Genomic DNA, 23,724 nt, shown 5'->3' with positions numbered 1-23,724 from the left:
TAACTTTAAAACATGTTATTCAAAACCGAAAGATTGTATGCACGTGAACTGAAGAAGAGCGATCTTCCTCTGTTTCATCGTATGCAAAATGATCATGCGGTCATGCGATACGTGGGAGGCAAGACCTATACCCTGGAAGAGAACACCAAAGACCTCGAGCGGGTGATGCAGTTTTACAAAAAAGCCGGAAACGATTTTTGGGTTTGGGCTATTGCCGGCGTTGAAGACCATCGGTTCATAGGCACCTGTGCCCTGGTAAAGAATGAGCAGCAGGAATACGAGATCGGGTTCCGCTTATTGAAGGAAGAGTGGCAAAAAGGTTTTGGCAAAGAGATCACCAACGGTCTGATACGATATGGTTTTGAAGAAATGAAACTGAGTAAGATCGTGGCCTACGTGAATAAGAATAATGTAGCCTCGGTAAAGATCCTGGATTCGACCTTCCGTTTCATCAAAGAATTCTACAATGATGAAGAGGATTGCATTGACCGGTATTACCAGATCTCTAATTAGAGTTTGCGGTTATGCGGTTATGCGGTTATGCGGTTATGCGGTTATGCGGTTATGCGAGAATATGAATGTTATCGTCTTCGCGAGACCTGCAGAGCAGGTTGTGGCGATCTCCTGAAATTTTCAACAAGGCGTATATTTCCTTCATGAAAAACCACCCCTGCCTTCAGCCACACCTTCTTAGACCCCTCCGGTTTTGCTATACAAAACCACCTCCCCTTACAAAAGGGGAGGGTAAAAACGTTTTTAAAATTGGCTTTGGTGATGGAAGACCAAAAATATGCATGGAGGTATAACCGGGAGATCGCCACGCCGGCCATTTGGCCGTCTCGCGAAGACGAATAGATTCCACTAGCTTACCCGTCTACCCATCTACCCGTCTACCTACCTACCCACATCCCTCTCTCCCCACATCCCACTAAATTTTGTACCTTCGAAAGGTTCCAACCACAAATACCTTAAAATTATGAACAGAAGAGACTGGATTCGCAATTCTGCCCTAGGAGGAGGGATGGCCCTTCTTGGAGGCATACCTTCCCTCTATGCCCTCACCCCGGAGGAGCGCAAAAAGTTTAACCCTCGACCCCTTGAAAAGGTCATTAAACTCAGTTCGAATGAAAATCCATACGGACCTTCTGAACAGGTGAGAGAAGCCATCAAAAGCTCGTTTGATATTGCTTGTCGCTATCCATACAGCTATGCCGATGAACTGGCGGAGATGCTGGCTAAGAAGGAAGGAGTTACCAGAGAGCAGATCATCATTACCGGAGGGTCTACCGAAGCGCTGAAGGCCTGCGGGATCACCTTTGCAGCAAACGGCGGAGAGATCATTGCCGGGAAGCCTACGTTTCTCGCCATGATGACCTATGCCTCCCAATGGGGCGCCAAGGTAAAATGGATACCCGTTAATGAGGAGATGCAGTACGATATGCCGGCCATCAACGATGCCATCAGCAGCAAGACAGGCCTGGTTTTTCTTTGCAATCCTAACAACCCCACCTCTACCCTCCTGCCTAAAGATGTATTACTGGAATACAGTGAGGCTATTGCTAAAAAAACGGTCTTATTCAGTGATGAGGCCTATTATGACTTTATAGAAGACCCCAAATACCCTTCTCTTGTCAGCATGGTACACGAGGGTAAAAACGTGGTAGTCTCGAGAACCTTTTCCAAGGTGTACGGCATGGCAGGCTTGCGCATCGGCTACCTGGTAACCACCCCGAAACTGGCTGAAAAGATAAGAAGCCGGGTCATGGCCTACAGCAACGTACCCGCTATTCAAGGCGCCAAGGCAGCCCTGGACGATAAAGAGTTTTACAATTTCAGCCTTAAAAAGAATAAGGAGGCCAAACAAATGATCTGCAACACCCTCGATTCCCTGGGGCTAGAATACGCACCTTCACATACGAATTTTGTATTCTTCCATTCCGGAAAACCGATCCGTGAATTGCACAAAGCCATGCTCGACAAAGGGGTTCAAATAGGACGTCCCTTCCCTCCTTTTACAGATTGGTGCCGCATAAGTACTGGAACCCTGGAAGAAGTGCAAAGGTTTTGTGACGGATTAAAGGAGATCTATGTGTAGAGGGAACAGTTCGAGTTTGAGGGACGAGTTTGAGGGACGAGTTTGAGGGACGAGTTTCAGTTTCAGGGACCATGCCTTCGGCTTGGCAAGCGAGTTGCTAAATACAGATTATGGCTCTTCGCCTTCGCGAGGGAGCAATGTGACCGTGGCGATCTGCTCAAAACTTGAACAAGGCTGAAGATTAGCACTCAGATTTCAATACCGCTATTATTCGATAATAATAACTTAAATAAAAGGGGAATGATCCTGACCATAAAAAAAGGAAGGCTATAAACGCCTTCCTTTCATTTCAACAATATATATAAAGTTGGTTGGTTAATTAGCTACTTCACTGATGAATTTGATGCGATACAATCGCAATTCATCCTCCTCGTAGTCGCCATCAAATTCTTCCATGGCTGAGGAGATCTTATCGTTTTCTGCCTCCAGAAAATACTCATGCAATTCTTCCTGTTGGTCTTCATCAAACAGCTCATCTATCCAATAACTGATGTTGAGCTTGGTACCCATATAAACGATCTGCTCCATTTCTTTGATCAGGTCATCCATCTGCAGGCCTTTGGCAGAAGCAATGTCATCAAGGGGTAATTTTCTGTCAATATTCTGGATCACATACAGTTTCAGGGCCGAGTTGGCACCGGTAGACTTCACCACCATATCATCAGGGCGCTGAATGTCATTATCTTCCACGTATTGAGCGATTAGATGTATAAACGGCTTGCCGTATTTTTTAGCCTTTCCTTCTCCTACCCCGTGAATGGCATTGAGTTCCTCCATAGTAACCGGGTACTTCAGGGCCATATCTTCCAGAGACGGGTCCTGGAAAACAACGAACGGCGGCACCTCCAGCTTCCTGGCCTGTGATTTCCGAAGGTCTTTAAGCATTTTAAGCAGTTGCGCATCGGCACTCCCTCCGCCTTGCTTGGCAGTAACCACCCCTTCATCCCCAAGATGTTCATAACTGTGATCTTCGGTCATCATAAATGATTCCGGTGATTTCTTAAAGGCTTTTCCGGCCTTGGTAAGCCGCAGTACCCCGTATTGCTCTATCTCTTTTTTAATGAGTCCGCTCACCAGGATCTGCCTGATCAGGGCCTTCCAATATTTATCCTCCTGGTCTTTCCCGATACCAAACACCTCACGTTCTTCTGTCTTATGCGATTTCATCAGGGCATTGGTTTTCCCTATCAGGGTATTGACCACCTCCTTAGCCTTGTATTTCTCTTTAGTCTCCTTGATCACCTTGAGAATTTTGACCACATCGTCCTTGGCCTCGTGCTTCTTCTTGGGGTTCCGAACGTTATCATCAAGGTCGGCTCCCTCTCCGTTTACCTCATCAAATTCCTCCCCGAAATAGTGGAGAATAAATTTTCGTCTTGACATGGAGGTCTCGGCATAGGCCACCATATCCTGTAGCAGGGCATGGCCGATCTCCTGCTCAGCCACAGGCTTGCCGCTCATAAACTTCTCAAGCTTTTCAATATCCTTATAGGAATAGAATGCCAGGCAATGGCCTTCTCCTCCATCGCGACCGGCCCTTCCGGTTTCCTGGTAATAACTTTCTATACTTTTAGGAATATCATGGTGAATGACAAAGCGCACATCAGGCTTATCGATCCCCATCCCGAAAGCAATGGTTGCCACCACCACATCGATCTCTTCCATCAGAAACATATCCTGGTGCTTAGCCCTTGTTTTGGCATCGAGACCCGCGTGATAAGGAACCGCCTTTAGTCCGTTTACCTGCAAGGTTTGGGCGAGTTCTTCCACCCTTTTTCTACTCAGGCAGTAAATGATACCTGATTTGCCTTCCCGCTGTTTTACAAAGCGGATAATATCAGCATCTACGTTTTTAGTTTTCGGGCGCACCTCGTAATAGAGGTTTGGCCGGTTAAAAGACGCTTTAAACACCTTGGCATCGGTCATACCCAGGTTCTTCATTATATCTTCCTGCACCTTCGGGGTTGCCGTTGCTGTAAGCGCCACGATAGGGATATCATCACCCAGACGCTGAATAATAGTTCTGATATTGCGGTATTCCGGCCTGAAATCATGCCCCCATTCAGAGATACAGTGTGCCTCATCAACGGCTACGAAGGAGATCTTTACCGTTCTGAAAAATTCAACATATTCATCTTTGGTTAATGATTCAGGGGCCACATAAAGCAGTTTGGTCGTCCCTGAAGTGATATCATCCATCACCCTTTTGACCTCGCTCTTATTCAGGGAAGAGTTCAATACATGGGCGATCCCTTCATTGGCAGAAATACCTCTTATGGCATCTACCTGATTCTTCATTAAAGCAATTAGCGGTGATATAACGATGGCTGTGCCCTCATGAACCAGGGCGGGAAGTTGATAACAAAGCGATTTCCCACCACCGGTGGGCATAATCACAAATGTATTTTGATTATTAACAACGTTTCTTATGACATCCTCTTGCAGTCCCTTAAACTGACTAAATCCAAAGTACTTCTTCAGCGCAGCGTTCAAGTCAATTTCAGCTGTACTCATCCTTCCGTTTTACTATTTTATTTACATTTGCACTACTAAAGATAAGCAATCTTTTTCTTTTCGAATTTTTAAAAAAATAAAATCTTGATCGACAAAAGTGCTATCATAAGCGATGCCAAAACGGCGATCGAAACCGAAGGAAAGGCAATTATGGAACTTTCCTCATTTATCGATGACGAATTTGCCAGCGCTGTTGAGGCGATCTACAACTCTAAAGGCAGGGTGATCATTACCGGTATTGGAAAAAGCGCCATCATAGCCACCAAGATCGTAGCCACCCTGAACTCTACCGGTACTCCGGCTATTTTCATGCATGCCGCAGACGCAATTCACGGTGACCTGGGAACCATCTTAAATGACGATGTAGTGATCTGTATCTCCAAAAGCGGGAACACCCCGGAGATAAAGGTATTGGTACCGTTGATCAAGAACGGGCCCAACAAATTGATCGCCATTACCGCCAATAAATCATCATTTTTGGGGCAACAGGCCGATTTTGTCCTTAATGCCTACGTAGAAAAGGAGGCCTGCCCTAACAACCTTGCTCCTACTACCAGCACCACCGCCCAATTGGTCATCGGTGATGCCTTGTCAATATGCCTGTTGAACATGAAAGGGTTCAGTAGTAAGGATTTTGCCAAATACCACCCCGGAGGAGCCTTAGGAAAAAAACTCTACCTCAGGGTAGAAGACATTTCTTCTGTAAACCAAAAACCCCAGGTAACCAAAGACACCGACGTACGAAAAGTGATCGTAGAGATCTCGGAGAAAATGCTGGGAGTTGCTGCCGTGGTGGAAAATGAAAAGGTGGTAGGTATCATTACCGATGGTGACATCAGAAGAATGTTAAATAAACACGATAACATAAACGGACTCAAAGCTGCCGACATTATGACTCACGCACCGAAATCGGTAGAGAGCAGCATGATGGCCGTAGACGCCCTGGAGATCATGGAAGCCAACGAAATTTCTCAGTTGCTGGTGCACGAGGAGGGCAAATACGCAGGAGTCATTCATCTTCACGATCTAATAAAAGAAGGAATTATTTAATGACAGCGAACAGCACCAACCAGGAAATGTCTTTTTTAGACCACCTGGAAGAATTGAGATGGCACCTGATACGATCTACCCTGGCTGTTGTGATCGTTGCCTTTGTAGCCTTTCTCGCCAAAGACTTTATTTTTGACACCATTCTTTTCGGACCTAAAAAGGCCGATTTTCCAACCTACCGTCTGTTCTGCAATATCGCCCAGACCCTGGGGTTGGATGAATCCTTCTGTGAGGGGCCGCAATTCCGTATTCAGAGCCGGCAAATGGCCGGACAGTTCTCGGCCCACATCTGGACCTCTATTTGGGCAGGTTTCATTATAGCCTTCCCATATGTACTCTACGAAATGTGGAAATTCATCAGCCCCGGACTTTATGACAACGAAAGAAGAAATGCAAGGGGCTTTATCCTGATCGCTTCCCTGTTGTTCTTTTCAGGGGTTCTGTTCGGGTACTATGTCGTATCACCCCTTTCTATTAACTTCCTGGCCAACTACCGGGTGAGTGAAGAGGTTTTTAACGACATTGATCTGGCCTCCTATATCGGTATTGTCAGAGCTGCTGTGATCGCATGCGGACTCATCTTCGAATTACCCATTATTATATATTTCCTGACCAAAGTTGGTCTGGTTACTCCTGAATTTTTAAAAACTTACAGGAAATTTGCCCTGGTACTGGTTCTCATCTTATCGGCCATCATTACTCCGCCCGATGTAGCGAGCCAGATCGTGGTTTCCATCCCTGTTTTGGTGCTCTATGAGATAAGCATCCATATATCAAGGGTGGTTGTAAAAAATGAAGAAAAAAAACTTAGAAAAGCAAAGTAATGTCAAATCAGGTAGAAGAATTCAACGCCTACCGTTCAAAAATGAACGAGAGGATCCTATCAGGGAACAATAAGATCACCAAACGTATTTTTAATCTCGATACCAACGCCTTTTCAGACGGTGCTCTTGATAAAAGGACCAAAGAATTACTCGGACTCGTTGCTTCAGCTGTATTGCGCTGTGATGACTGCGTAAAGTATCATCTGGAAGCCTGTCATAAAATAGGTTACAGCTGGAAAGAGGTAGAGGAAGCCCTTGCCATAGCCAACCTCATCGGAGGTACCATCATGATCCCTCACCTGAGAAGGGCCTATGAATACTGGGATGCACTGGAGGAAATGGCCAACGATAATTAAATCTTAAAAGCCCCACCCCTTCCCGGGGATTTGGTTAAATTTGAATGCCTCAGGGTAAACCCCGGGCATGCTAAAACCCAAAGACGTGAAGTTAAGAGCTGAAAATATCATGAAGTCCTACAAAGGACGGAAAGTGGTAAAAGGGATCTCCCTGGAGGTAAACCGCGGAGAGATCGTTGGATTACTCGGGCCTAACGGAGCCGGTAAAACGACTTCATTCTATATGATCGTAGGACTGATCAAACCCAATGGGGGAAAGATCTTTCTCGACAATATGGAGATCACGCAATTCCCTATGTATAAAAGAGCTCAGAACGGGATCGGGTATTTAGCCCAGGAAGCTTCTGTTTTCAGAAAACTCAGTGTTGAAGATAACATCAGAAGTGTATTGCAACTCACCAAACTCTCTTCCAAAGAACAGGAAATGAAGGTAGAAGCCTTGCTGGACGAATTCAATATCGGCCATATTCGCAAGAACCGAGGTGACCTGCTTTCGGGGGGAGAAAGGCGACGTACAGAGATCGCCAGAGCCCTGGCCACCGACCCCAAATTCATCCTTCTTGATGAACCCTTTGCAGGGGTAGACCCCGTAGCAGTGGAAGACATTCAGCGTATCGTAGCCCAGTTAAAAAATAAGAATATCGGAATTCTGATCACCGATCACAACGTTCAGGAAACCCTGGCCATTACCGAGCGCTCCTACCTGATGTTTGAAGGTAACATCCTCAAGTCGGGCATTCCGGAAGATCTTGCCGCCGATGAAATGGTACGAAAAGTATACCTTGGACAAAACTTCGAACTGCGAAAGAAAAAATTGGAGTTTTAAACAGTCTCCTTATGCATCATGTTGTCGAGAAGCGACAACAGCACATACATGATGATGATCATTGGAATCGCGAGAAACTTCATCGTTGCGATCATGACCACCGAAAGTAATAAAAAGGTATACCGCATTCCATTTCCCTTCATTCCCCAGGTTTTAAACTTTAAGGCGAACAGTCTAACCGGTGCGTTGAGCATATAGGTACTTACCAGGGTAATTCCTAACAACACCCATGGATTGAGCAGCCAATTATCGATCAGAAGATTTTCCTGATAACGGGTAATTAAGGGTAAAGAAAGGATGAACAAGGCATTTGCCGGCGTGGGCAACCCCTTGAAAGAAGTTTTCTGATCATCATCCACATTAAACTTTGCCAGTCGGTAGGCCGAAGACAGGGTTATAAGAAAGCCCACAAAGGCAAGCGGTATGACCTCAGAACCCACCCAAACCATTTCTTCTGTACCTTCCCAGCTGTGCACGAACCCACCACGGCAACGTACGAACATCTGGTACATTACAATTCCGGGCACCACCCCACTGGTCACCATGTCGGCAAGAGAATCCAGCTGCAGCCCGATTTCACTCTGCACCTTAAGTGTTCTGGCTGCCAGCCCGTCAAAGAAATCGAAAAAAATACCTAAAAAGACAAATAAAGCAGCGAGTTCAAGGCGGTTCTGAACCGCAAGAACCACGGCAATACAGCCACTGAATAAATTTAACAGGGTGATCAGGTTGGGAATATGCTTTTTCATGGAACCGGAAGTTTCGGTAAAAATAATCAATATGATCTTTCTACTATAGGACGAAGGTAATTTTGCACACTACTTTTTTCAACCATCCCGGGGCAAACTTGCTTTAGCTCACAGAAATTGTTGATATTAGCACTCCAAAACAGGTTTATGAGGAAACTACTTCTACTCACTGTATTATCCGGAGTCTTACTTGGAGCTGCCTGGCCGACCTACGGACTTGCCCTGCTGGCTTTTATAGGTTTCGCTCCCTTGCTTTTGATGGAACGCCACATACGCTTGGATGACGGTAAAAGAAAAGGCCTCCGGGTATTCGGTTACAGTTACCTGGGCTTTCTGATATGGAACTGCATTACCACCTGGTGGATCTGGTATTCCACACCTTTCGGAATGTTTTTTGCCCTTTTGGTGAATACATTACTGATGAGCCTGGTTTTTCTCCTATACCATTTCGTAGCCGGGCGACTCCCTCAAAAAATTCACCTGGTTTTCCTGCCTGCCATATGGATGGCTTTTGAAAAATTTCATCTCAACTGGGATTTCTCCTGGCCGTGGCTCAACCTTGGTAATGTATTCTCTGAACACATCTCATGGATACAATGGTATGAATACACCGGAAGTTTTGGCGGCGCCCTTTGGATCTGGCTGGTAAATATCGGAGTTTACAAAACCCTGGTAAGCTACCGTGAAAACAAAAGATCATCCCTATTGGCCATTGGCATTGCCAAACAGGCCCTGAAAATAGCGATCCCGGTGATCCTGTCCCTTTTCCTTTGGAACCACTATAAGGAGGCAGAGCAAAAGGCAGAGGTTGTGATCATCCAACCCAATACCGACCCCTATACCGATAAATACGATCAACCCAATGCCGAGGTAGCCCGATCCATTGTTGAAATGGCGGCACCGGTTACCACAGCAACTACCGACTATATCATTGCCCCGGAAACCATGCTGGCCAAGAACAGCGACATCAACCAATTCGATTTCAGCAGAGAAAAATATATTCTTCAGAGCTTCTTGTCCAGGTACGACAGCCTTCATCTGATTACCGGAGCCGATTTTTACCAGTTATTCCCTGAAGGAGATCGCCCTTCTCCCACCGCTAATCGCACCCAAAGAGGTAATTGGTTCGAGGTATACAACGCTGCAGTTCACCTGAATAAATTTGGCGAAACACAAAACTATTTTAAATCAAAGTTAGTTGTCGGGGTTGAACATTTTCCTTTTAAGGAGACCCTGGAACCCATCCTTGGCAACGTTATGATAGATCTTGGCGGCACCGTCTTATCAAGAGCCACCCAGGAAGATCGCGGTGTTTTTTCTTCCATGAACGGTCAAATGGTGGCTGCACCAATTATTTGTTACGAATCGGTTTACGGAGAATATGTCACCGACTATGTTAAAAACGGAGCCAACTTCCTGAGCATCATTACGAATGACGCCTGGTGGGACCGTACCCAGGGACACCAGCAACATTTAAGCTATGCCCGCTTACGCGCTGTTGAAACCCGAAGAAGCGTGGCTCGAAGCGCCAATACCGGTATTTCGGCCCTGATCAATGAAAAGGGAGAGCTTCTAAAAACCCTCGACTATGGTACCAAAGGAATACTCAAAGGCGAAATAAGCATCAATAATAAAAAAACCTTCTATACCCGGTATGGTGATTTTATAGCTCGTATTGCCACCCTGCTTTCCGGTTTTATTCTCTTGTTTGCCATAGCCCGCAAAAAAGGGTAACCATAGGCGTAATACCCCCTTTTTAATTTATTTTTGCAGAAAAACAGCAGCGCTTGAATTATCTTTCGGTAGAGAATATTGCCAGATCATACGGAGAACGGGTCCTTTTTACAGATATTTCTTTTGGAATCAACAAGGATCAAAAAATTGCATTCATTGCCAAGAACGGAACGGGTAAAACCTCCCTGTTAAACATTATTACCGGTCAGGAAGAGCCCGATAGCGGACAGGTTGTTTCAAGAAACGGCTTAAATATCGCCTTTCTGCCACAGGAGCCCGAATTAGACCCGACCATTACCGTAGAGGAAACCATTTTTACCTCAGAAAATGAAACCCTCAAAGTCATCCATGAATACGAGCAAGCCTTACTGCACCCTGAAGACCAGGACAGTTATCAAAAGGCCTTTGAAAAGATGGAAGCCCTGAATGCCTGGGACTTTGAAACCCAGTATAAGCAAATGCTCTTCCTGTTTAAGCTCGATCAGCTGGATGTGAAAGTAGGAAAGCTTTCCGGGGGACAAAAGAAACGCCTGGCCCTGGCCAGGATCCTCTTGAACACCCCTGACCTTTTGATCATGGATGAGCCCACCAACCATTTAGATCTTGAGATGATCGAATGGCTGGAAGCTTATTTTGCACGAGAGAACATCACCTTGTTCATGGTGACCCACGACCGGTATTTCCTGGAGCGTGTCTGCAACGAGATCCTGGAACTGGAAAATGGCCAGATCTATCAATACAAAGGCAATTACCGTTACTACCTGGAGAAAAAAGAAGCCCGTATTCAGGCTGAAAAAGCCTCGGTGGAAAAAGCCAAAAACCTCTACAGCAAAGAACTGGATTGGATGCGAAGGCAACCCAAGGCCCGTACAACCAAGTCGAAGTCACGAATTGATGATTTTTACACGATCAAAGATAAGGCACATCAAAGACGAAAAGACCACCAGGTACAGCTGGAGATCAACATGGAGCGCCTGGGCAGCAAGATCGTTGAGTTTCACAATGTCGGGAAAGCCTTTGGAGAAAAGAAGATCCTGGACAAATTTGAATATACCTTTAAGAAAGGAGAACGCATTGGAATTATAGGCAAGAATGGTACAGGGAAATCGTCATTTCTCAATATTCTTACCGGGAACCTTTTACCCGATTCCGGAAAGGTCATTATTGGAGACACCGTTAAATTTGGGTATTACACCCAATCAGGGATCCGGGTAAAACCCGAACAAAAGGTGATCGATGTGATCAGAGAGTTCGGCGATTACATTCCACTCACCAAAGGCCGGCAGATCTCAGCCGCCCAACTTCTTGAACGCTTTTTATTTGACCGTAAAAAGCAGTACGACTATGTGGAAAAGCTATCCGGGGGAGAACAAAAGCGACTCTACCTCTGTACGGTACTCATTCAAAATCCGAATTTCCTGATCCTTGATGAGCCTACCAATGACCTTGATATTATTACACTCAACGTTCTCGAAAGCTTTCTGATGGACTTTCCGGGGTGCCTGATCGTAGTCTCTCACGACAGATACTTTATGGACAAGATCGTTGATCATCTCTTTGTTTTCAGAGGACAGGGAATCATAGAAGACTTTCCGGGAAATTATTCCGATTATCGGGCCTATGAGAGCAGCGCCCCCGTAAGTTCAGAGTCTAAGGAAATCCCTGCGAGCAAAAAGAATTGGAAAAAAGACGCCAACAGTACCCTCTCCTATAACGAACAGAAAGAGTATAAAAAGTTGGAACGCGATATCAAGAAACTGGAACGGGAAAAAAAGGAAGCTGAAGCGATTTTCGCTACGGGAGAGCTGGAAGGCGACCAAATTGACAAGCAATCTATTTTGCTTCAGGAGATCATGGATCAGATCGATGAAAAAACGGAACGCTGGTTCGAACTATCCATGAAGATGGAAGGAGAAGGTTAGGCTATGTACAAAACCCTGGAATACCTGAAATACCTGTACAGATCAACCAACCAACACGGAGTGCACTCCCCCTTCGTGTTTCAATGGGTTACACAGGCCATGTACGGAAAACAGGAACAGGATGTTCACCCTGTATTAAAAGAACTAAAAACCCTGAACGACCTTAAGAGAAAGGATCTCAAGGCGCTCAACCGAAGTTTATATCACCTGTATGGTGATCGTTGTCCCCAGATCATTCTTCCGGGAATAACAGCCAAAGCCCCTGAACAAACCAACAGGCTTGTATTCATAGACCTGACTAAAGGTGCCCCTCCCCCTCAACCGGAGGCATTAGTCCGCATACTTGATAATGACACGCTCGTACTTATTCGGAAAACTGGCGTACCCTCATTTTGGAGAGCACTTACCACACACCCGGAAGTACATCTCACCATTGATTGCTACCATATTGGCTATGCATTAAAAAGGAAGGAACAAGTCAAAGAAAATTTCACCATCCGCTTGTAAATCCTTATTTTCAAAAAAACCATCACAAATGAATGAATTCCTGATCTGGATCGTTATTTTAGCCACGCTTTTTGTAGCAGTTCTGCTGAATAACCGAAGCCATATGAAGCGTAATCGCAACCGCAGACATCGGGATTTCGGAGCCAGCTACAAGGAAAAGAAGAAAAATAAAAATTGCTGAAAAAATGAAGATCTACACCAAAACGGGAGACACAGGCACCACTGCGCTTTTCGGTGGCGACCGGGTACCCAAGCACCATATACGTATTGAAAGCTACGGAACAGTAGATGAGTTGAACTCATGGATAGGACTCCTGAGAGATCAGGATATTGACCGTGAAACCAAGGATATTCTGATCGAAGTACAAAACAAACTATTTACCATAGGTGCCATATTAGCCACTCCACCGGAAAAAGCAACCCTGAAAAGCGGGAAAGATCGATTGAACATAGAGCGCATCTCTAACGAAGACATCACTTTCCTCGAAAAAGCCATCGATAAGATGGATGCTGAATTACCGGTCATGACACATTTTATTCTTCCCGGAGGACACCCTATCGTGTCATATTGTCACCTGGCACGTACCGTATGTCGCAGGGCTGAGCGAAGAGCCACCCATCTCTATGAAAATGAACCCTTTGAAGAGGTGGTTATCCGCTACCTGAATCGGCTATCTGACTTCCTTTTTGTATTGGCACGAAAGTTGACCTTAGCACACAACGCAGAGGAGGTTGCCTGGATACCGGAGAAAAAATCTTAATACTATAAAGATTTTAACTTCGTGAAACTTGGGATTTTACAGCTAAAAGTTGCCATTTTTTACGTTCTTAGAAATAATTGGTAAATAACATAAAATTTACTTGGCTATTTAACTTAAAAATTTATTTTTGCACAAAATCATTAAACCAAATAGCATATGTATTGGACATTAGAATTGGCATCTTATTTAGACGATGCTCCCTGGCCAGCAACAAAAGACGAGTTAATTGATTATGCTATTCGAACCGGAGCCCCACTTGAGGTTGTTGAAAACCTACAGGCAATGGAAGATGAAGGAGATATGTACGAGTCAATTGAGGAGATCTGGCCGGATTACCCAACCGAAGAAGATTACCTCTGGAACGAGGATGAATATTAACAAATGCCTTAATATTATAAAGTTAAAAGTCTCTTTCGAGGCTTTTTTTTTGTTTAATTTTGGGGCCTAACAAGATATAAAGTATGAGTTTACTTAATTCCGTTATTAAGCTCTTTGTAGGAGACAAAGCGAAGAAGGATGTAAAGGCAATTATGCCGCTGGTGGAAAAGATCAAAACCTTTGAAGCCGGCTTGGAAAAGCTTTCTCACGACGAGCTCAGAAACAAAACACAGGAATTTAAAGACAAAATAAAAGCGGCCAGAGCAGACCTTGACCGCGAGATCAGCAAATTAAAAGAAGAGGCAGAATCTTCTGTGGATATCGACAAGAACGAAGGCATCTACAATGAGATCGACCGCCTGGAAGAGCAGGCTTACCAGGCTTCTGAAAAGATCCTTGATGAGATTCTCCCCGAGGCCTTTGCCGTGGTAAAAGAAACAGCCAAACGTTTTGCCAGCAACCCTACCCTAATGGTAACAGCCTCCTCTTTTGACAGGGAGCTGTCAGGCATTAAGGAATACGTAAACCTGGAAGACGATCAGGCGGTTTGGAATAACTCCTGGGATGCTGCCGGCAAGGAGGTCACCTGGGATATGATCCATTATGATGTACAGCTCATCGGGGGGATCACCATGCACCAGGGGAAGATCGCAGAGATGCAGACCGGGGAAGGTAAAACCCTCGTGGCTACCCTGCCTGTATACCTCAATGCCCTTACCGGGAACGGGGTTCACCTGGTTACCGTAAACGACTACCTGGCCAGACGAGACAGCGCATGGATGGCCCCTATATTTGAGTTTCACGGGCTGTCTGTTGATTGTATTGACAATCATCAGCCAAATTCTGCCAGCCGACGCAAAGCCTACCTGGCCGATATTACCTATGGTACGAACAATGAATTTGGTTTCGATTACCTGAGAGATAATATGGCCCACACGACCAAAGACCTGGTACAACGCAAACACAATTTTGCTATTGTTGATGAGGTTGACTCGGTACTGGTGGATGATGCACGTACCCCTCTGATCATTTCCGGTCCGGTTCCCAAAGGTGATCTTCACGAATTCAACGAGCTCAAGCCTAAGGTAAGCGACATTGTTTCTAAACAGCGCCAGTATCTTACCGGAGTACTTGCTGAAGCTAAAAAGCTTATCGCGAACGGAGATACCAAGGAAGGTGGATTCCAGTTGCTGCGGGTTTACAGAGGACTTCCGAAAAACAAGGCGCTGATCAAATTCCTCAGCGAAGAGGGGGTTAAGCAGTTACTGCAAAAAACCGAGAACTACTATATGCAGGACAACAACCGGGAGATGCCGAAAGTTGATGAGGCCCTCTGGTTTGTTATTGATGAGAAAACCAATCAGATAGAACTGACCGATAAAGGTATCGAATACTTATCGGGAGATACCGATCCTGATTTCTTCGTAATGCCAGATATCGGTACTGAGATCGCCCGCATAGAGAAACAGGAACTGGAAGCTGAGAAAGAAGCTGAACTGAAGGAAGACCTTTTCAAAGATTTCTCTGTTAAGAGTGAGCGTATTCACACCATGAATCAGCTTTTAAAGGCCTACACCTTATTCGAGAAGGATGTGGAATATGTGGTGATGGATAACAAGGTCATGATCGTAGACGAGCAAACCGGTCGTATTATGGACGGGCGTCGTTATTCTGACGGACTTCACCAGGCTATAGAAGCCAAGGAGAACGTAAAGATCGAAGCCGCTACCCAGACCTTTGCTACCATTACCCTGCAGAATTATTTCCGCATGTACAGCAAACTGGCGGGTATGACAGGTACAGCCATTACTGAGGCCGGTGAGTTCTGGGAGATCTATGAACTGGATGTGGTTGAAATTCCTACCAACCGTCCTATTGCCAGGTTTGACAAAGAAGACCTGATCTACAAGACCAAGAGAGAGAAGTACAACGCCGTTATTGACGACATTGTAAAACTGGTTAACCAGGGACGTCCTGTACTGGTAGGTACAACCTCGGTAGAGGTATCTGAATTACTATCAAAAATGCTTTCGATCAGAAAGATCAATCACAATGTACTGAACGCGAAGCTGCACAAGAAGGAGGCCGATATTGTTGCCCAGGCCGGTAACCCCGGGGTGGTAACTATTGCGACCAACATGGCTGGTCGTGGTACCGACATTAAACTTTCTAAAGAGGTTAAAGATGCCGGAGGATTGGCCATTATCGGTACCGAGCGTCACGATTCAAGAAGGGTTGACCGTCAGTTAAGAGGACGTTCAGGGCGTCAGGGAGATCCCGGAAGCTCTCAATTCTACGTATCTCTTGAAGACAACCTGATGCGACTTTTCGGTTCAGACCGCGTTGCCAAGATCATGGACCGTATGGGACTTGAAGAGGGAGAGGTGATACAGCACAGCATGATGACCAAATCTATCGAAAGAGCCCAGAAGAAAGTAGAAGAGAATAACTTTGGTATTCGTAAGCGACTCCTGGAGTATGACGATGTGATGAATGCTCAAAGGGAAGTTGTTTACAAAAGAAGAAAGCACGCCCTTCAGGGAGACAGGCTGAAGCTCGACATTGCCAATATGATCTTTGATACCTGCGAAGCCATCGCAGAATACAATAAAGAGGCGAATGATTTTAAGAACTTCGAATTCGAACTGATCAAGCATTTCTCGATCACCTCACCTATCAGTGAAGAAGAGTTCAAGACTTTCACCTATATGGAGATCGCTTCAAAGATCTATAAGGCGGCCTACACCTACTACGAAGACAAGATGAAGCGAAATGCGGAAACTGCCTACCCGGTGATCAAGAATGTTTACGAAAACCAGTCAGATCGTTTCCAGCGTATTGTAGTGCCTTTCACCGACGGTGTAAAAACCTTAAAAGTAGTTACCGATCTGAAAGAAGCTTATGAGTCTGAAGGTAAAAAGCTGGTGACTGATTTTGAAAAGAATATCACCCTGGCCATTATCGATGACTCCTGGAAGACACACCTTCGCAAAATGGACGAGTTGAAACAGTCGGTTCAGTTAGCTGTGCACGAACAAAAAGATCCTCTATTGATCTATAAGTTTGAAGCCTTCGAACTGTTCAAAGCCATGATCGATAAGGTAAACCGTGAGGTGGTATCCTTCCTGTTCAAAGGAGAACTGCCAACGGAAGATACCTCTAATATTCAGGAGGCTCGTGAGGTAAAACGCAAGGAAAGCTATAAAACCTCTAAAGAAGAGATCCCGAATTCCGATGAAATGGCTGCTCAAAACAGGGCGGCAGGACAGACTCAACAAAGACCCCAGGTTACAGAAACCATCACCAGAGAACGACCGAAAATCGGAAGAAATGAAAAGGTTACCATTAAGAATGTAGTTAGTGGTGAAAATAAGACCTTAAAGTTCAAACAAGCCCTTCCGATGCTTAGTTCCGGAGAGTGGGTACTGGTAGACGGAAAGTAATTTTAGAAAATTATCGGATTATTATGATAAAAGCGGTGGCTTCCTTAGAAGTCACCGCTTCTTTTTTAAAAAAATTAAATATATTTAACACGAAAACAACTTTAAAGGTTAATACCGTATTTAACTTTCGCCTGAATCAATCTGTAAGGAACTGCGGTAACCCCCCAAAGACCTGTGTCCGTTCTCAGAACCGATCAAAATGAACGAAACTATGGCCCCGAAAAAGGATACTATGCTGCACTCCGCAAAGCTACGCCCCTATCTCAATATCAGTATGATACTGGGCGTTGCAGCACTGATTATGGGTCCATTTAGTTACTACTACCTTCAAACATCCTGGTATATCAGTATATTCACAGCCCTTTTGGGAATGGCACTGCTCTTTAATGCCGCCATTTATATACGCTTAAAGAAAAGTCAGCAACTCCTTATAGAGACCAACCGAAATTTAAGAAAGCAAAACACCCAGGATGAGATCCTTCTCAAGGAGATCCATCACCGGGTAAAGAATAACCTGCAAACGGTATCCAGTTTGCTCAGTTTGCAATCCCGAAACACCACGGACGATCGAACTAAAGAACTACTTGTAAGCAGTCAGTACCGGGTTATCTCCATGGCACTGATCCATGAAATGCTGTATGCCTATGATGATATTTCAAGAATACAATACCAGGAATATGTAGAGCAATTGGCATCTCACCTGATCCGCTCCATCAAAGGAGTCAATAACAATATTACGCTGAAGGTAAGCATGCCCGACATCAAACTGGGCATCGATACGGCTGTACCCCTGGGGCTTTTGATCAATGAGTTTATAACAAACACCCTTAAGCATGGTATCCTGGGCGACAAAAAGGGATTGATCACCATCACCCTTCACAAGGATCACAGAGAAAACTACCTCCTTCAACTCAAGGATAACGGCATTGGATTTAATGATACGACCCTGGCCAAAAAACCAAATTCTCTGGGTCTTCGCCTTATTAACAACCTGGTTCGTCAGCTTAGAGGAAGTCTTACAAGAGAAACCTCTCATGGGGGCGTACACTTTACGGTAAACTTCAGAGAACCTCAGCGCAGGATCAACAACCAACCGGAAGATTGATGGAATGATATCCATTCCTTAATCAGGAAATTTCCGTTATTTTTATAGTAATAAAGAAGAAACAACGCATCGCTATCTATGGAAACCTATGCCACCGCCCTGCTTTACGCCATTCCGTTTTTTATTGGCCTGGTTCTTTTTGAGATCCTGTACGGCCATCTCAGTGGGAAACAGACCCACACCGTCATGGATACGGTTTCCAGCCTAAGCTCCGGACTCACCAATATTATCAAGGATTCCCTCGGTCTTGCAGTGGTCCTGGTGTCGTACCCCTTCCTCCTGGAGCATCTCGCTCTGATGGAGATCGAGTCAACCTGGATGGTCTACGCCCTTGGGTTCATAGCTATTGATTTTGCAGGATACTGGAATCACCGTCTTAGTCACAAAGTGAATATTTTCTGGAATCAGCATGTGATCCATCACAGCAGCGAAGAATTTAACCTGGCCTGTGCCTTACGACAATCGATCTCTAATATTTTTGGTTATTTCCCGCTTTTATTAATTCCGGCAGCGCTGCTGGGCGTACCTTCAGAGGTGATCGCCATTTTGGCTCCCCTGCAATTATTTCTACAGTTCTGGTATCACACCAAACATATCGGCAAAATGGGATGGCTTGAATATATTATTGTAACTCCGTCTCAACACCGTGTACACCACGCCATCAATCCGGAGTACATCGACAAGAATTTAGGACAGATCTTCTGCATCTGGGATCGAATGTTCGGCACTTTCCAGGAAGAATTGAAAGAGGTACCACCCGTATACGGTGTTCTCAAACCTGCAGCTACCTGGAACCCCGTGATCATAAATTTCCAACATTTCTGGAGACTCCTGAAAGATGCATGGAGAACACGCAGCTGGTTCGACAAATTAAGGATTTGGATCATGCCTACCGGGTGGAGACCGGAAGATGTAAAAGAAAAATACCCTTACAGCATCATTGAAGATGTATACAATTTTAAGAAATACAACCCGCAAGCCTCTTTCCTTTTGAAAAGCTACGCTGTTTTTCAATTGATCTTTAGTACCTGCCTAATGCTCTTCATGTTTTACAATTATGCGGAGATCGGTTTCAACGGATTACTGCTTTTCGGTTTTTTTGTGTTTGCAGGTATCTTTGGCTATTCCAGCCTGATGGACGGACATTCCTATGCTCCATGGATCGAATACTTGCGGTCTGCGGGTGGCATCCTGTTCATCCTGCTTACGGGAAGCTGGTTCGGTATGGAGGAATTCCTGCCCTGGGCTAATGCTATCATGCTGTTGTATTTTATGTTCACTATTGTTTCCACCTATTACTTCAGTGCGCTGGAATGGAAAAATAAGACGGCGCGACTGGCTTAATTCATTAGACACTTTCTGATTTTCACTTGGCGAAGGAATTATTTATCTTGTCCGTCTATAAATAATACCTGACTTTTTTATGAGAAAATTCTTAGTTATGGCCATGCTTCTCTTAGGAGCCATTGCCCCCCTATCTGCACAGGAATACTTTCTGGAAAAATACCAGCCTTTTGACCAAAATATTCCTTCACCCGAAAGCTTTTTAGGTTATGGTATCGGAGAGCAACACACCCGTCACGATATGATCGTTGCCTATTTAAAAACCCTGGCTACATTATCTGACCGGGCAGAACTGGAAGAATATGGAAAGACCTATGAGGGCAGGTCGTTGGTGATATTAAGAATCAGCACAGCAGAAAACCTCAACAATCTTGAATCGATAAGAACGCAGCACCTGGCCATTAAGAACGGAGAAGTTCCGGCACAAGACACCCAGCCTGTTTTCATCAACCTCGGCTACAATGTACACGGTAATGAGCCCTCCAGCTCAGAAGCAGCTTTATTATCGGCATATACCCTGGTTGCATCAGAACATCCTGAGATCGCAGCATACCGTGATCACGCTGTGATCTTTGTAGACCCCACCATTAATCCTGATGGCAGAGACCGGCATACGCAATGGGCCAACAGCTTTAAGGGCAGTCCTTTGGTGGCAGATCCGCAGGATATTGAACACAACGAGACCTGGCCTCGCGGGCGTACCAATCACTATTGGTTTGATCTTAACAGAGACTGGTTTTTAGCAGTGCATCCGGAAAGTCGCGGAAAACTTAACTGGTACCACCAGTGGTACCCTCATGTAGTGACCGATTTTCACGAAATGGGTACGCAAAGCACCTATTTTTTTGAACCCATGAAGGCCAATGGCTCTAAAGACCCCATCATGCCTAAAGAAAATTATGAAGACCTCAACAACCTGTTTGGCGACTATTTTGCAACCTCACTGGACTCTATAGGTTCGCTTTATTTTACCGGAGAAGTTTTTGACGGGACCTATCCCGGATACGGATCCTCTTACCCTGACCTTCAGGGAGGCCTTGGACTGCTTTTTGAGCAGGCCAGCTCCAGGGGCCATGTTCAGGAAACTGACATGGGTAAGGTTACCTTTCCTTTTACCATTAGAAATCAGTTTGTATCGAGTATGACCACTGTCAAGGCTGCGGTTGAAAACCGAACCTACCTCCAGGACTATCAGAAACGATTCTTCGAATCCGGGGTCGACAATGCCAGAAAAAGTGGTATCAACGGGTATCGCTTTGAGATAAATAATGATCAGAACCGGCTCCAGGCCTTTCTGGACAAACTTCTCCTGCACAAGATCAAAGTTTATGAGCAGAATGATGGTTCTTACCTTGTACCTACAGCCCAGGAACAATACCGAATGGTGCAGTCTGTTTTCGAAACCTATAACGAATATCGTGACAGCGTATATTACGATGCCTCAGCCTGGTCTTTAGCCAACTTCTATAATGCCGACTATGAAGCTGTAAAGGGACGTATCAATCCGGGAAGAGAGATCACCGATAGTGAATCTGTTGTCAGTATTCCCGATTTCGGTCCTTCCTCCTATGCTTACCTGGTTAACTGGAGTGATTACAACAGTCCGGCCTTCCTGAATTTCCTTCAGGAAAATAAGGTAAGGGTAGCGGCCGCTTTCAAAGGTTTCACCACTGAAATAAATGGTAATGCGACCTCCTTTGCACCGGGTACGTTAATGATACCGGTTAGCAAACAGGAAATTAACACGGATCAACTCTTTGAGATCATGAAAGCCGGGGCCACCCAGTTTAAGGTTCCTGTACAAAGTGTAGCCACAGGATATCACCGCGGTAAGGGTATTGACCTGGGAAGCGGCTACGTGAACCCTATGACACCTCCCAAACCCTTCATGTTGGTAGAGCATGGTGTCAGCTCTTATGAGGCCGGAGAAGTATGGCATCTTCTTGATCAAAGAGTACATATGCCCATCACCAAGATTCCCACACGTAATTTTGAAGGAGCATCCCTTCAAGACTACAAAACTATGGTAATGGTTTCCGGCGGTTACAATACCCTCGACAGCGCTGCTGTTGCCAAACTCAAAAATTGGATCTCTAAAGGAAATACCCTTATTGCCAGTGGAACAGCCGTTTCCTGGCTGATCAAGAATAAGGTGATCTCAGAAAAACTGGTTGAGAAAAAAGATACAACAGAAACTTCAGACCGACTGCCCTATATTACAGCCAGGGAAGAACTTGGTAAGAGCGAGGTCGGTGGCGGTATATTTGAGGTAGACCTGGACCTCACACACCCTGTTGCCTTTGGTTATACCGACGAGAAGCTGCCGGTTTACAAGAACAATTCGGTATGGTTACAGCCATCAAAAAATCAGTTTTCCACCGTTGCAAAATATACGGACGACCCGCATATTGATGGATTTATTACGGATAAAAACCTTAATGAATTCATGAAAAATGCAGCCTCTATAGTCACTACAAAGGTCGGAAGTGGCAGGGTGATCCTTTTTGCAGACAATCCTAATTTCAGAGGATCCTGGTACGGCACCAATAAGTTATTCCTGAACGCCCTCTTTTTTGGAGCGCATATTCAGGTACCTCAATAATAGTCTTGCTATTAATAACAAAAAAGGGCCTTTACGGCCCTTTTCTCTTTTATGTTTATTTCTTAAAATCCTGGTCTAACATTCGTTTTAAGAGTAGCACCTGGATAACCATCATAAAACCAAAGATACCGATGGCAGATAAGGTAACCGTTGAAGATTGCCCAAACAGCCCGCTGAGATCCCAGGGAAAAAGGTCGACCCCGATGGATTCTACTCCGAAAGGGTTATAGAACGCAAAGGCAATATATGCTGCGAGCGAGATAAACATAAGCCCCCAGCCTTTTTTGGAGATCAACGATCTGTACACTACGCCGGAGTATTTCTTTTTAAGCCCCTTCATAATAGAACTTTTCAGATCTGGAGAAGGCTTTTCAAGGCCGGTATCTACCACCATCTTCCTGATAAAATCATCCATTTCTTTTTCTTCCTGTGTACTCATGATTCAACTTTTATATGATCAACCTGTCCCTTTAATAAGTGGAACAACTTTTTTCGTGTTCTAAATAATTTCACCTTGACATTTTCCATACCTAAACCCAGCACTTCAGTGATCTCCTTGATCGAAGATTCTTCGAAATAATAAAGCAGGATCAAGGTCTGTTCGTCGGGCTTCAATTGGGAAATCGCATTCTTTACCATTTCCCTGCGTTCTGCCTTCATTAATTGCTGAAAGGCATTTTCAGCATCTTCTGCCATCATAGTCCCTTCTTTTACAGGATCAATCGCATCTGTTCGTCTTCGCTTGATCGACTTTAGCCTGTCAAGGGCCTTACGGTACACGATACGGTAGATCCAGGAGGAAAACTTGGCATCACCCCGAAAACTATCTAACACCTCATAACTCTTAATAAAAGACTCCTGCACCACATCTGCTGCCTCATCAGGATCATGGAGAATACGAACGGCAATGGTATACGCCATATCCTGGTAGCGGTCTACAAGAATTGCAAAGGCATCCTTGTCTCCCGCCAGAACGTTGTTGATGATTAGGTTTTCGTTTAGGTTGGTCATGTAGCCTTAAGACGACAATACCTTTAACCGGGTTACATAAAACTCTAAAAATATTTTTTCGAAAAAAATGTAACCGCCTTCTTCAAGGTGTCGTCCTATGGGTGAATGTATTCATTAATCAATAAAATATAGTAATCTTAATTAATTTATTATGGGATCTGAAGTCATTATTTTACCAATCATGTTCGGGGTTGTTTTCGGAGTGATCTACCTCTTTATCTCTTCCAGGCATAAAGAACGCCTGGCACTTATAGATAAGGGAGCCGACGCCTCTATATTTTACAGCAATAAAAAAACCACCTCCCCCATTTGGAAGGTCCTTATCCTGAACCTGGCTATGATCCTGTTTGGAATAGGATTGGGCATCTTTATTGCCGGCATGCTTCATTACAACCTGGGGGTAGATGAGAATATCGCCTTTCCGGGCACCATTTTCACCCTTGCCGGAGCAGGCCTTTTTGCAGGATTCAAAATGTCGCAAAAGCTGGATTAATTTACAGCAA

Annotated in this window: 21 protein-coding genes; 17 read left to right on the top strand and 4 right to left on the bottom strand. The window is 44.9% G+C overall.

Annotated features, from left to right (window positions below):
* The first annotated feature begins 12 nt into the window (after positions 1 to 12).
* Both E7Z59_RS14520 and E7Z59_RS14515 read left to right on the top strand, forming a co-directional pair.
* A complete protein-coding gene (locus tag E7Z59_RS14520) occupies positions 13 to 513 on the top strand; it encodes a GNAT family N-acetyltransferase (RefSeq protein ID WP_136337080.1) in 501 nt (166 codons plus the stop codon).
* A 463-nt stretch (positions 514 to 976) separates the two neighbouring features.
* Positions 977 to 2,095: a pyridoxal phosphate-dependent aminotransferase gene (locus tag E7Z59_RS14515; RefSeq protein WP_136337079.1), complete on the top strand. Its 1,119-nt coding sequence runs from the start codon at positions 977 to 979 to the stop codon at positions 2,093 to 2,095.
* Between the two features lie 315 nt (positions 2,096 to 2,410).
* Here E7Z59_RS14515 and recQ read toward each other — a convergent pair whose 3' ends face one another.
* Complete coding sequence (gene recQ / locus E7Z59_RS14510; RefSeq protein ID WP_136337078.1) at positions 2,411 to 4,609, bottom strand: DNA helicase RecQ; 2,199 nt, start codon at positions 4,607 to 4,609, stop codon at positions 2,411 to 2,413.
* A gap of 84 nt (positions 4,610 to 4,693) precedes the next feature.
* Here recQ and E7Z59_RS14505 point away from each other — a divergent pair, with 84 nt between their 5' ends.
* From E7Z59_RS14505 to lptB, 4 genes are all read left to right on the top strand, one after another.
* Positions 4,694 to 5,659, top strand: coding sequence for a KpsF/GutQ family sugar-phosphate isomerase (locus E7Z59_RS14505; protein WP_242015595.1), 966 nt, complete (start codon positions 4,694 to 4,696; stop codon positions 5,657 to 5,659).
* Positions 5,659 to 6,483, top strand: a complete 825-nt coding sequence (tatC, locus tag E7Z59_RS14500; RefSeq protein WP_136337077.1) for a twin-arginine translocase subunit TatC — start codon at positions 5,659 to 5,661, stop codon at positions 6,481 to 6,483. Before E7Z59_RS14505 ends, tatC begins: the two co-directional genes overlap by 1 nt.
* Positions 6,483 to 6,839 (top strand): carboxymuconolactone decarboxylase family protein, encoded by a 357-nt coding sequence (locus E7Z59_RS14495; RefSeq protein ID WP_136337076.1) that lies wholly within the window; start codon positions 6,483 to 6,485, stop codon positions 6,837 to 6,839. The genes tatC and E7Z59_RS14495 overlap by 1 nt, the downstream gene beginning before the upstream one ends.
* An 85-nt stretch (positions 6,840 to 6,924) precedes the next feature.
* The gene (lptB, locus tag E7Z59_RS14490; RefSeq protein WP_136337185.1) at positions 6,925 to 7,665 is read left to right on the top strand and encodes an LPS export ABC transporter ATP-binding protein; all 741 of its coding nucleotides are present in this window, start codon (positions 6,925 to 6,927) and stop codon (positions 7,663 to 7,665) included.
* Here the strand turns inward: lptB and E7Z59_RS14485 are convergent.
* Positions 7,662 to 8,414 (bottom strand): CDP-alcohol phosphatidyltransferase family protein, encoded by a 753-nt coding sequence (locus tag E7Z59_RS14485; protein WP_136337075.1) that lies wholly within the window; start codon positions 8,412 to 8,414, stop codon positions 7,662 to 7,664. The genes lptB and E7Z59_RS14485 overlap by 4 nt on opposite strands.
* A gap of 147 nt (positions 8,415 to 8,561) precedes the next feature.
* On the opposite strand from E7Z59_RS14485, the gene lnt reads away from it, so the two are divergent.
* The 10 genes from lnt (at position 8,562) to E7Z59_RS14440 (ending at position 22,210) form a co-directional block, all read left to right on the top strand.
* A complete protein-coding gene (lnt, locus tag E7Z59_RS14480; RefSeq protein WP_136337074.1) occupies positions 8,562 to 10,148 on the top strand; it encodes an apolipoprotein N-acyltransferase in 1,587 nt (528 codons plus the stop codon).
* A gap of 53 nt (positions 10,149 to 10,201) precedes the next feature.
* Complete coding sequence (locus E7Z59_RS14475; protein ID WP_136337073.1) at positions 10,202 to 12,070, top strand: ABC-F family ATP-binding cassette domain-containing protein; 1,869 nt, start codon at positions 10,202 to 10,204, stop codon at positions 12,068 to 12,070.
* A 3-nt stretch (positions 12,071 to 12,073) separates the two neighbouring features.
* Complete coding sequence (locus E7Z59_RS14470; RefSeq protein ID WP_136337072.1) at positions 12,074 to 12,577, top strand: hypothetical protein; 504 nt, start codon at positions 12,074 to 12,076, stop codon at positions 12,575 to 12,577.
* A 28-nt stretch (positions 12,578 to 12,605) separates the two neighbouring features.
* Positions 12,606 to 12,758 carry a hypothetical protein gene (locus E7Z59_RS15340; RefSeq protein ID WP_168731315.1) on the top strand — a complete coding sequence of 51 codons (153 nt, stop codon included), beginning with the start codon at positions 12,606 to 12,608 and terminating at the stop codon, positions 12,756 to 12,758.
* Positions 12,759 to 12,762: 4 nt separating this feature from the next.
* Positions 12,763 to 13,338 carry a cob(I)yrinic acid a,c-diamide adenosyltransferase gene (locus E7Z59_RS14465; RefSeq protein WP_136337071.1) on the top strand — a complete coding sequence of 192 codons (576 nt, stop codon included), beginning with the start codon at positions 12,763 to 12,765 and terminating at the stop codon, positions 13,336 to 13,338.
* Between the two features lie 156 nt (positions 13,339 to 13,494).
* Positions 13,495 to 13,716, top strand: coding sequence for a DUF2795 domain-containing protein (locus E7Z59_RS14460; protein WP_008612884.1), 222 nt, complete (start codon positions 13,495 to 13,497; stop codon positions 13,714 to 13,716).
* Positions 13,717 to 13,799: 83 nt separating this feature from the next.
* Positions 13,800 to 17,159: a preprotein translocase subunit SecA gene (gene secA / locus E7Z59_RS14455; RefSeq protein ID WP_136337070.1), complete on the top strand. Its 3,360-nt coding sequence runs from the start codon at positions 13,800 to 13,802 to the stop codon at positions 17,157 to 17,159.
* Between the two features lie 199 nt (positions 17,160 to 17,358).
* The gene (locus E7Z59_RS14450; protein WP_136337069.1) at positions 17,359 to 18,264 is read left to right on the top strand and encodes a sensor histidine kinase; all 906 of its coding nucleotides are present in this window, start codon (positions 17,359 to 17,361) and stop codon (positions 18,262 to 18,264) included.
* Between the two features lie 78 nt (positions 18,265 to 18,342).
* Complete coding sequence (locus E7Z59_RS14445) at positions 18,343 to 19,608, top strand: sterol desaturase family protein (RefSeq protein WP_136337068.1); 1,266 nt, start codon at positions 18,343 to 18,345, stop codon at positions 19,606 to 19,608.
* Between the two features lie 79 nt (positions 19,609 to 19,687).
* The gene (locus tag E7Z59_RS14440) at positions 19,688 to 22,210 is read left to right on the top strand and encodes a M14 metallopeptidase family protein (RefSeq protein ID WP_136337067.1); all 2,523 of its coding nucleotides are present in this window, start codon (positions 19,688 to 19,690) and stop codon (positions 22,208 to 22,210) included.
* A gap of 55 nt (positions 22,211 to 22,265) precedes the next feature.
* Here the strand turns inward: E7Z59_RS14440 and E7Z59_RS14435 are convergent, their stop codons facing one another.
* Complete coding sequence (locus E7Z59_RS14435) at positions 22,266 to 22,649, bottom strand: hypothetical protein (protein WP_136337066.1); 384 nt, start codon at positions 22,647 to 22,649, stop codon at positions 22,266 to 22,268.
* Complete coding sequence (locus E7Z59_RS14430; RefSeq protein WP_136337065.1) at positions 22,646 to 23,221, bottom strand: RNA polymerase sigma factor; 576 nt, start codon at positions 23,219 to 23,221, stop codon at positions 22,646 to 22,648. The genes E7Z59_RS14435 and E7Z59_RS14430 overlap by 4 nt, the downstream gene beginning before the upstream one ends.
* 151 nt (positions 23,222 to 23,372) lie before the next feature.
* Here E7Z59_RS14430 and E7Z59_RS14425 point away from each other — a divergent pair, with 151 nt between their 5' ends.
* Positions 23,373 to 23,714 (top strand): DUF6249 domain-containing protein, encoded by a 342-nt coding sequence (locus E7Z59_RS14425; protein ID WP_136337064.1) that lies wholly within the window; start codon positions 23,373 to 23,375, stop codon positions 23,712 to 23,714.
* Positions 23,715 to 23,724 lie beyond the last annotated feature (10 nt).

This window comes from Robertkochia marina (assembly GCF_004799345.1).
GTDB lineage: Bacteria > Bacteroidota > Bacteroidia > Flavobacteriales > Flavobacteriaceae > Robertkochia > Robertkochia marina.
Note: the sequence above shows the minus strand (reverse complement) of the source record. Positions and strands in the feature narration are given on the sequence as shown.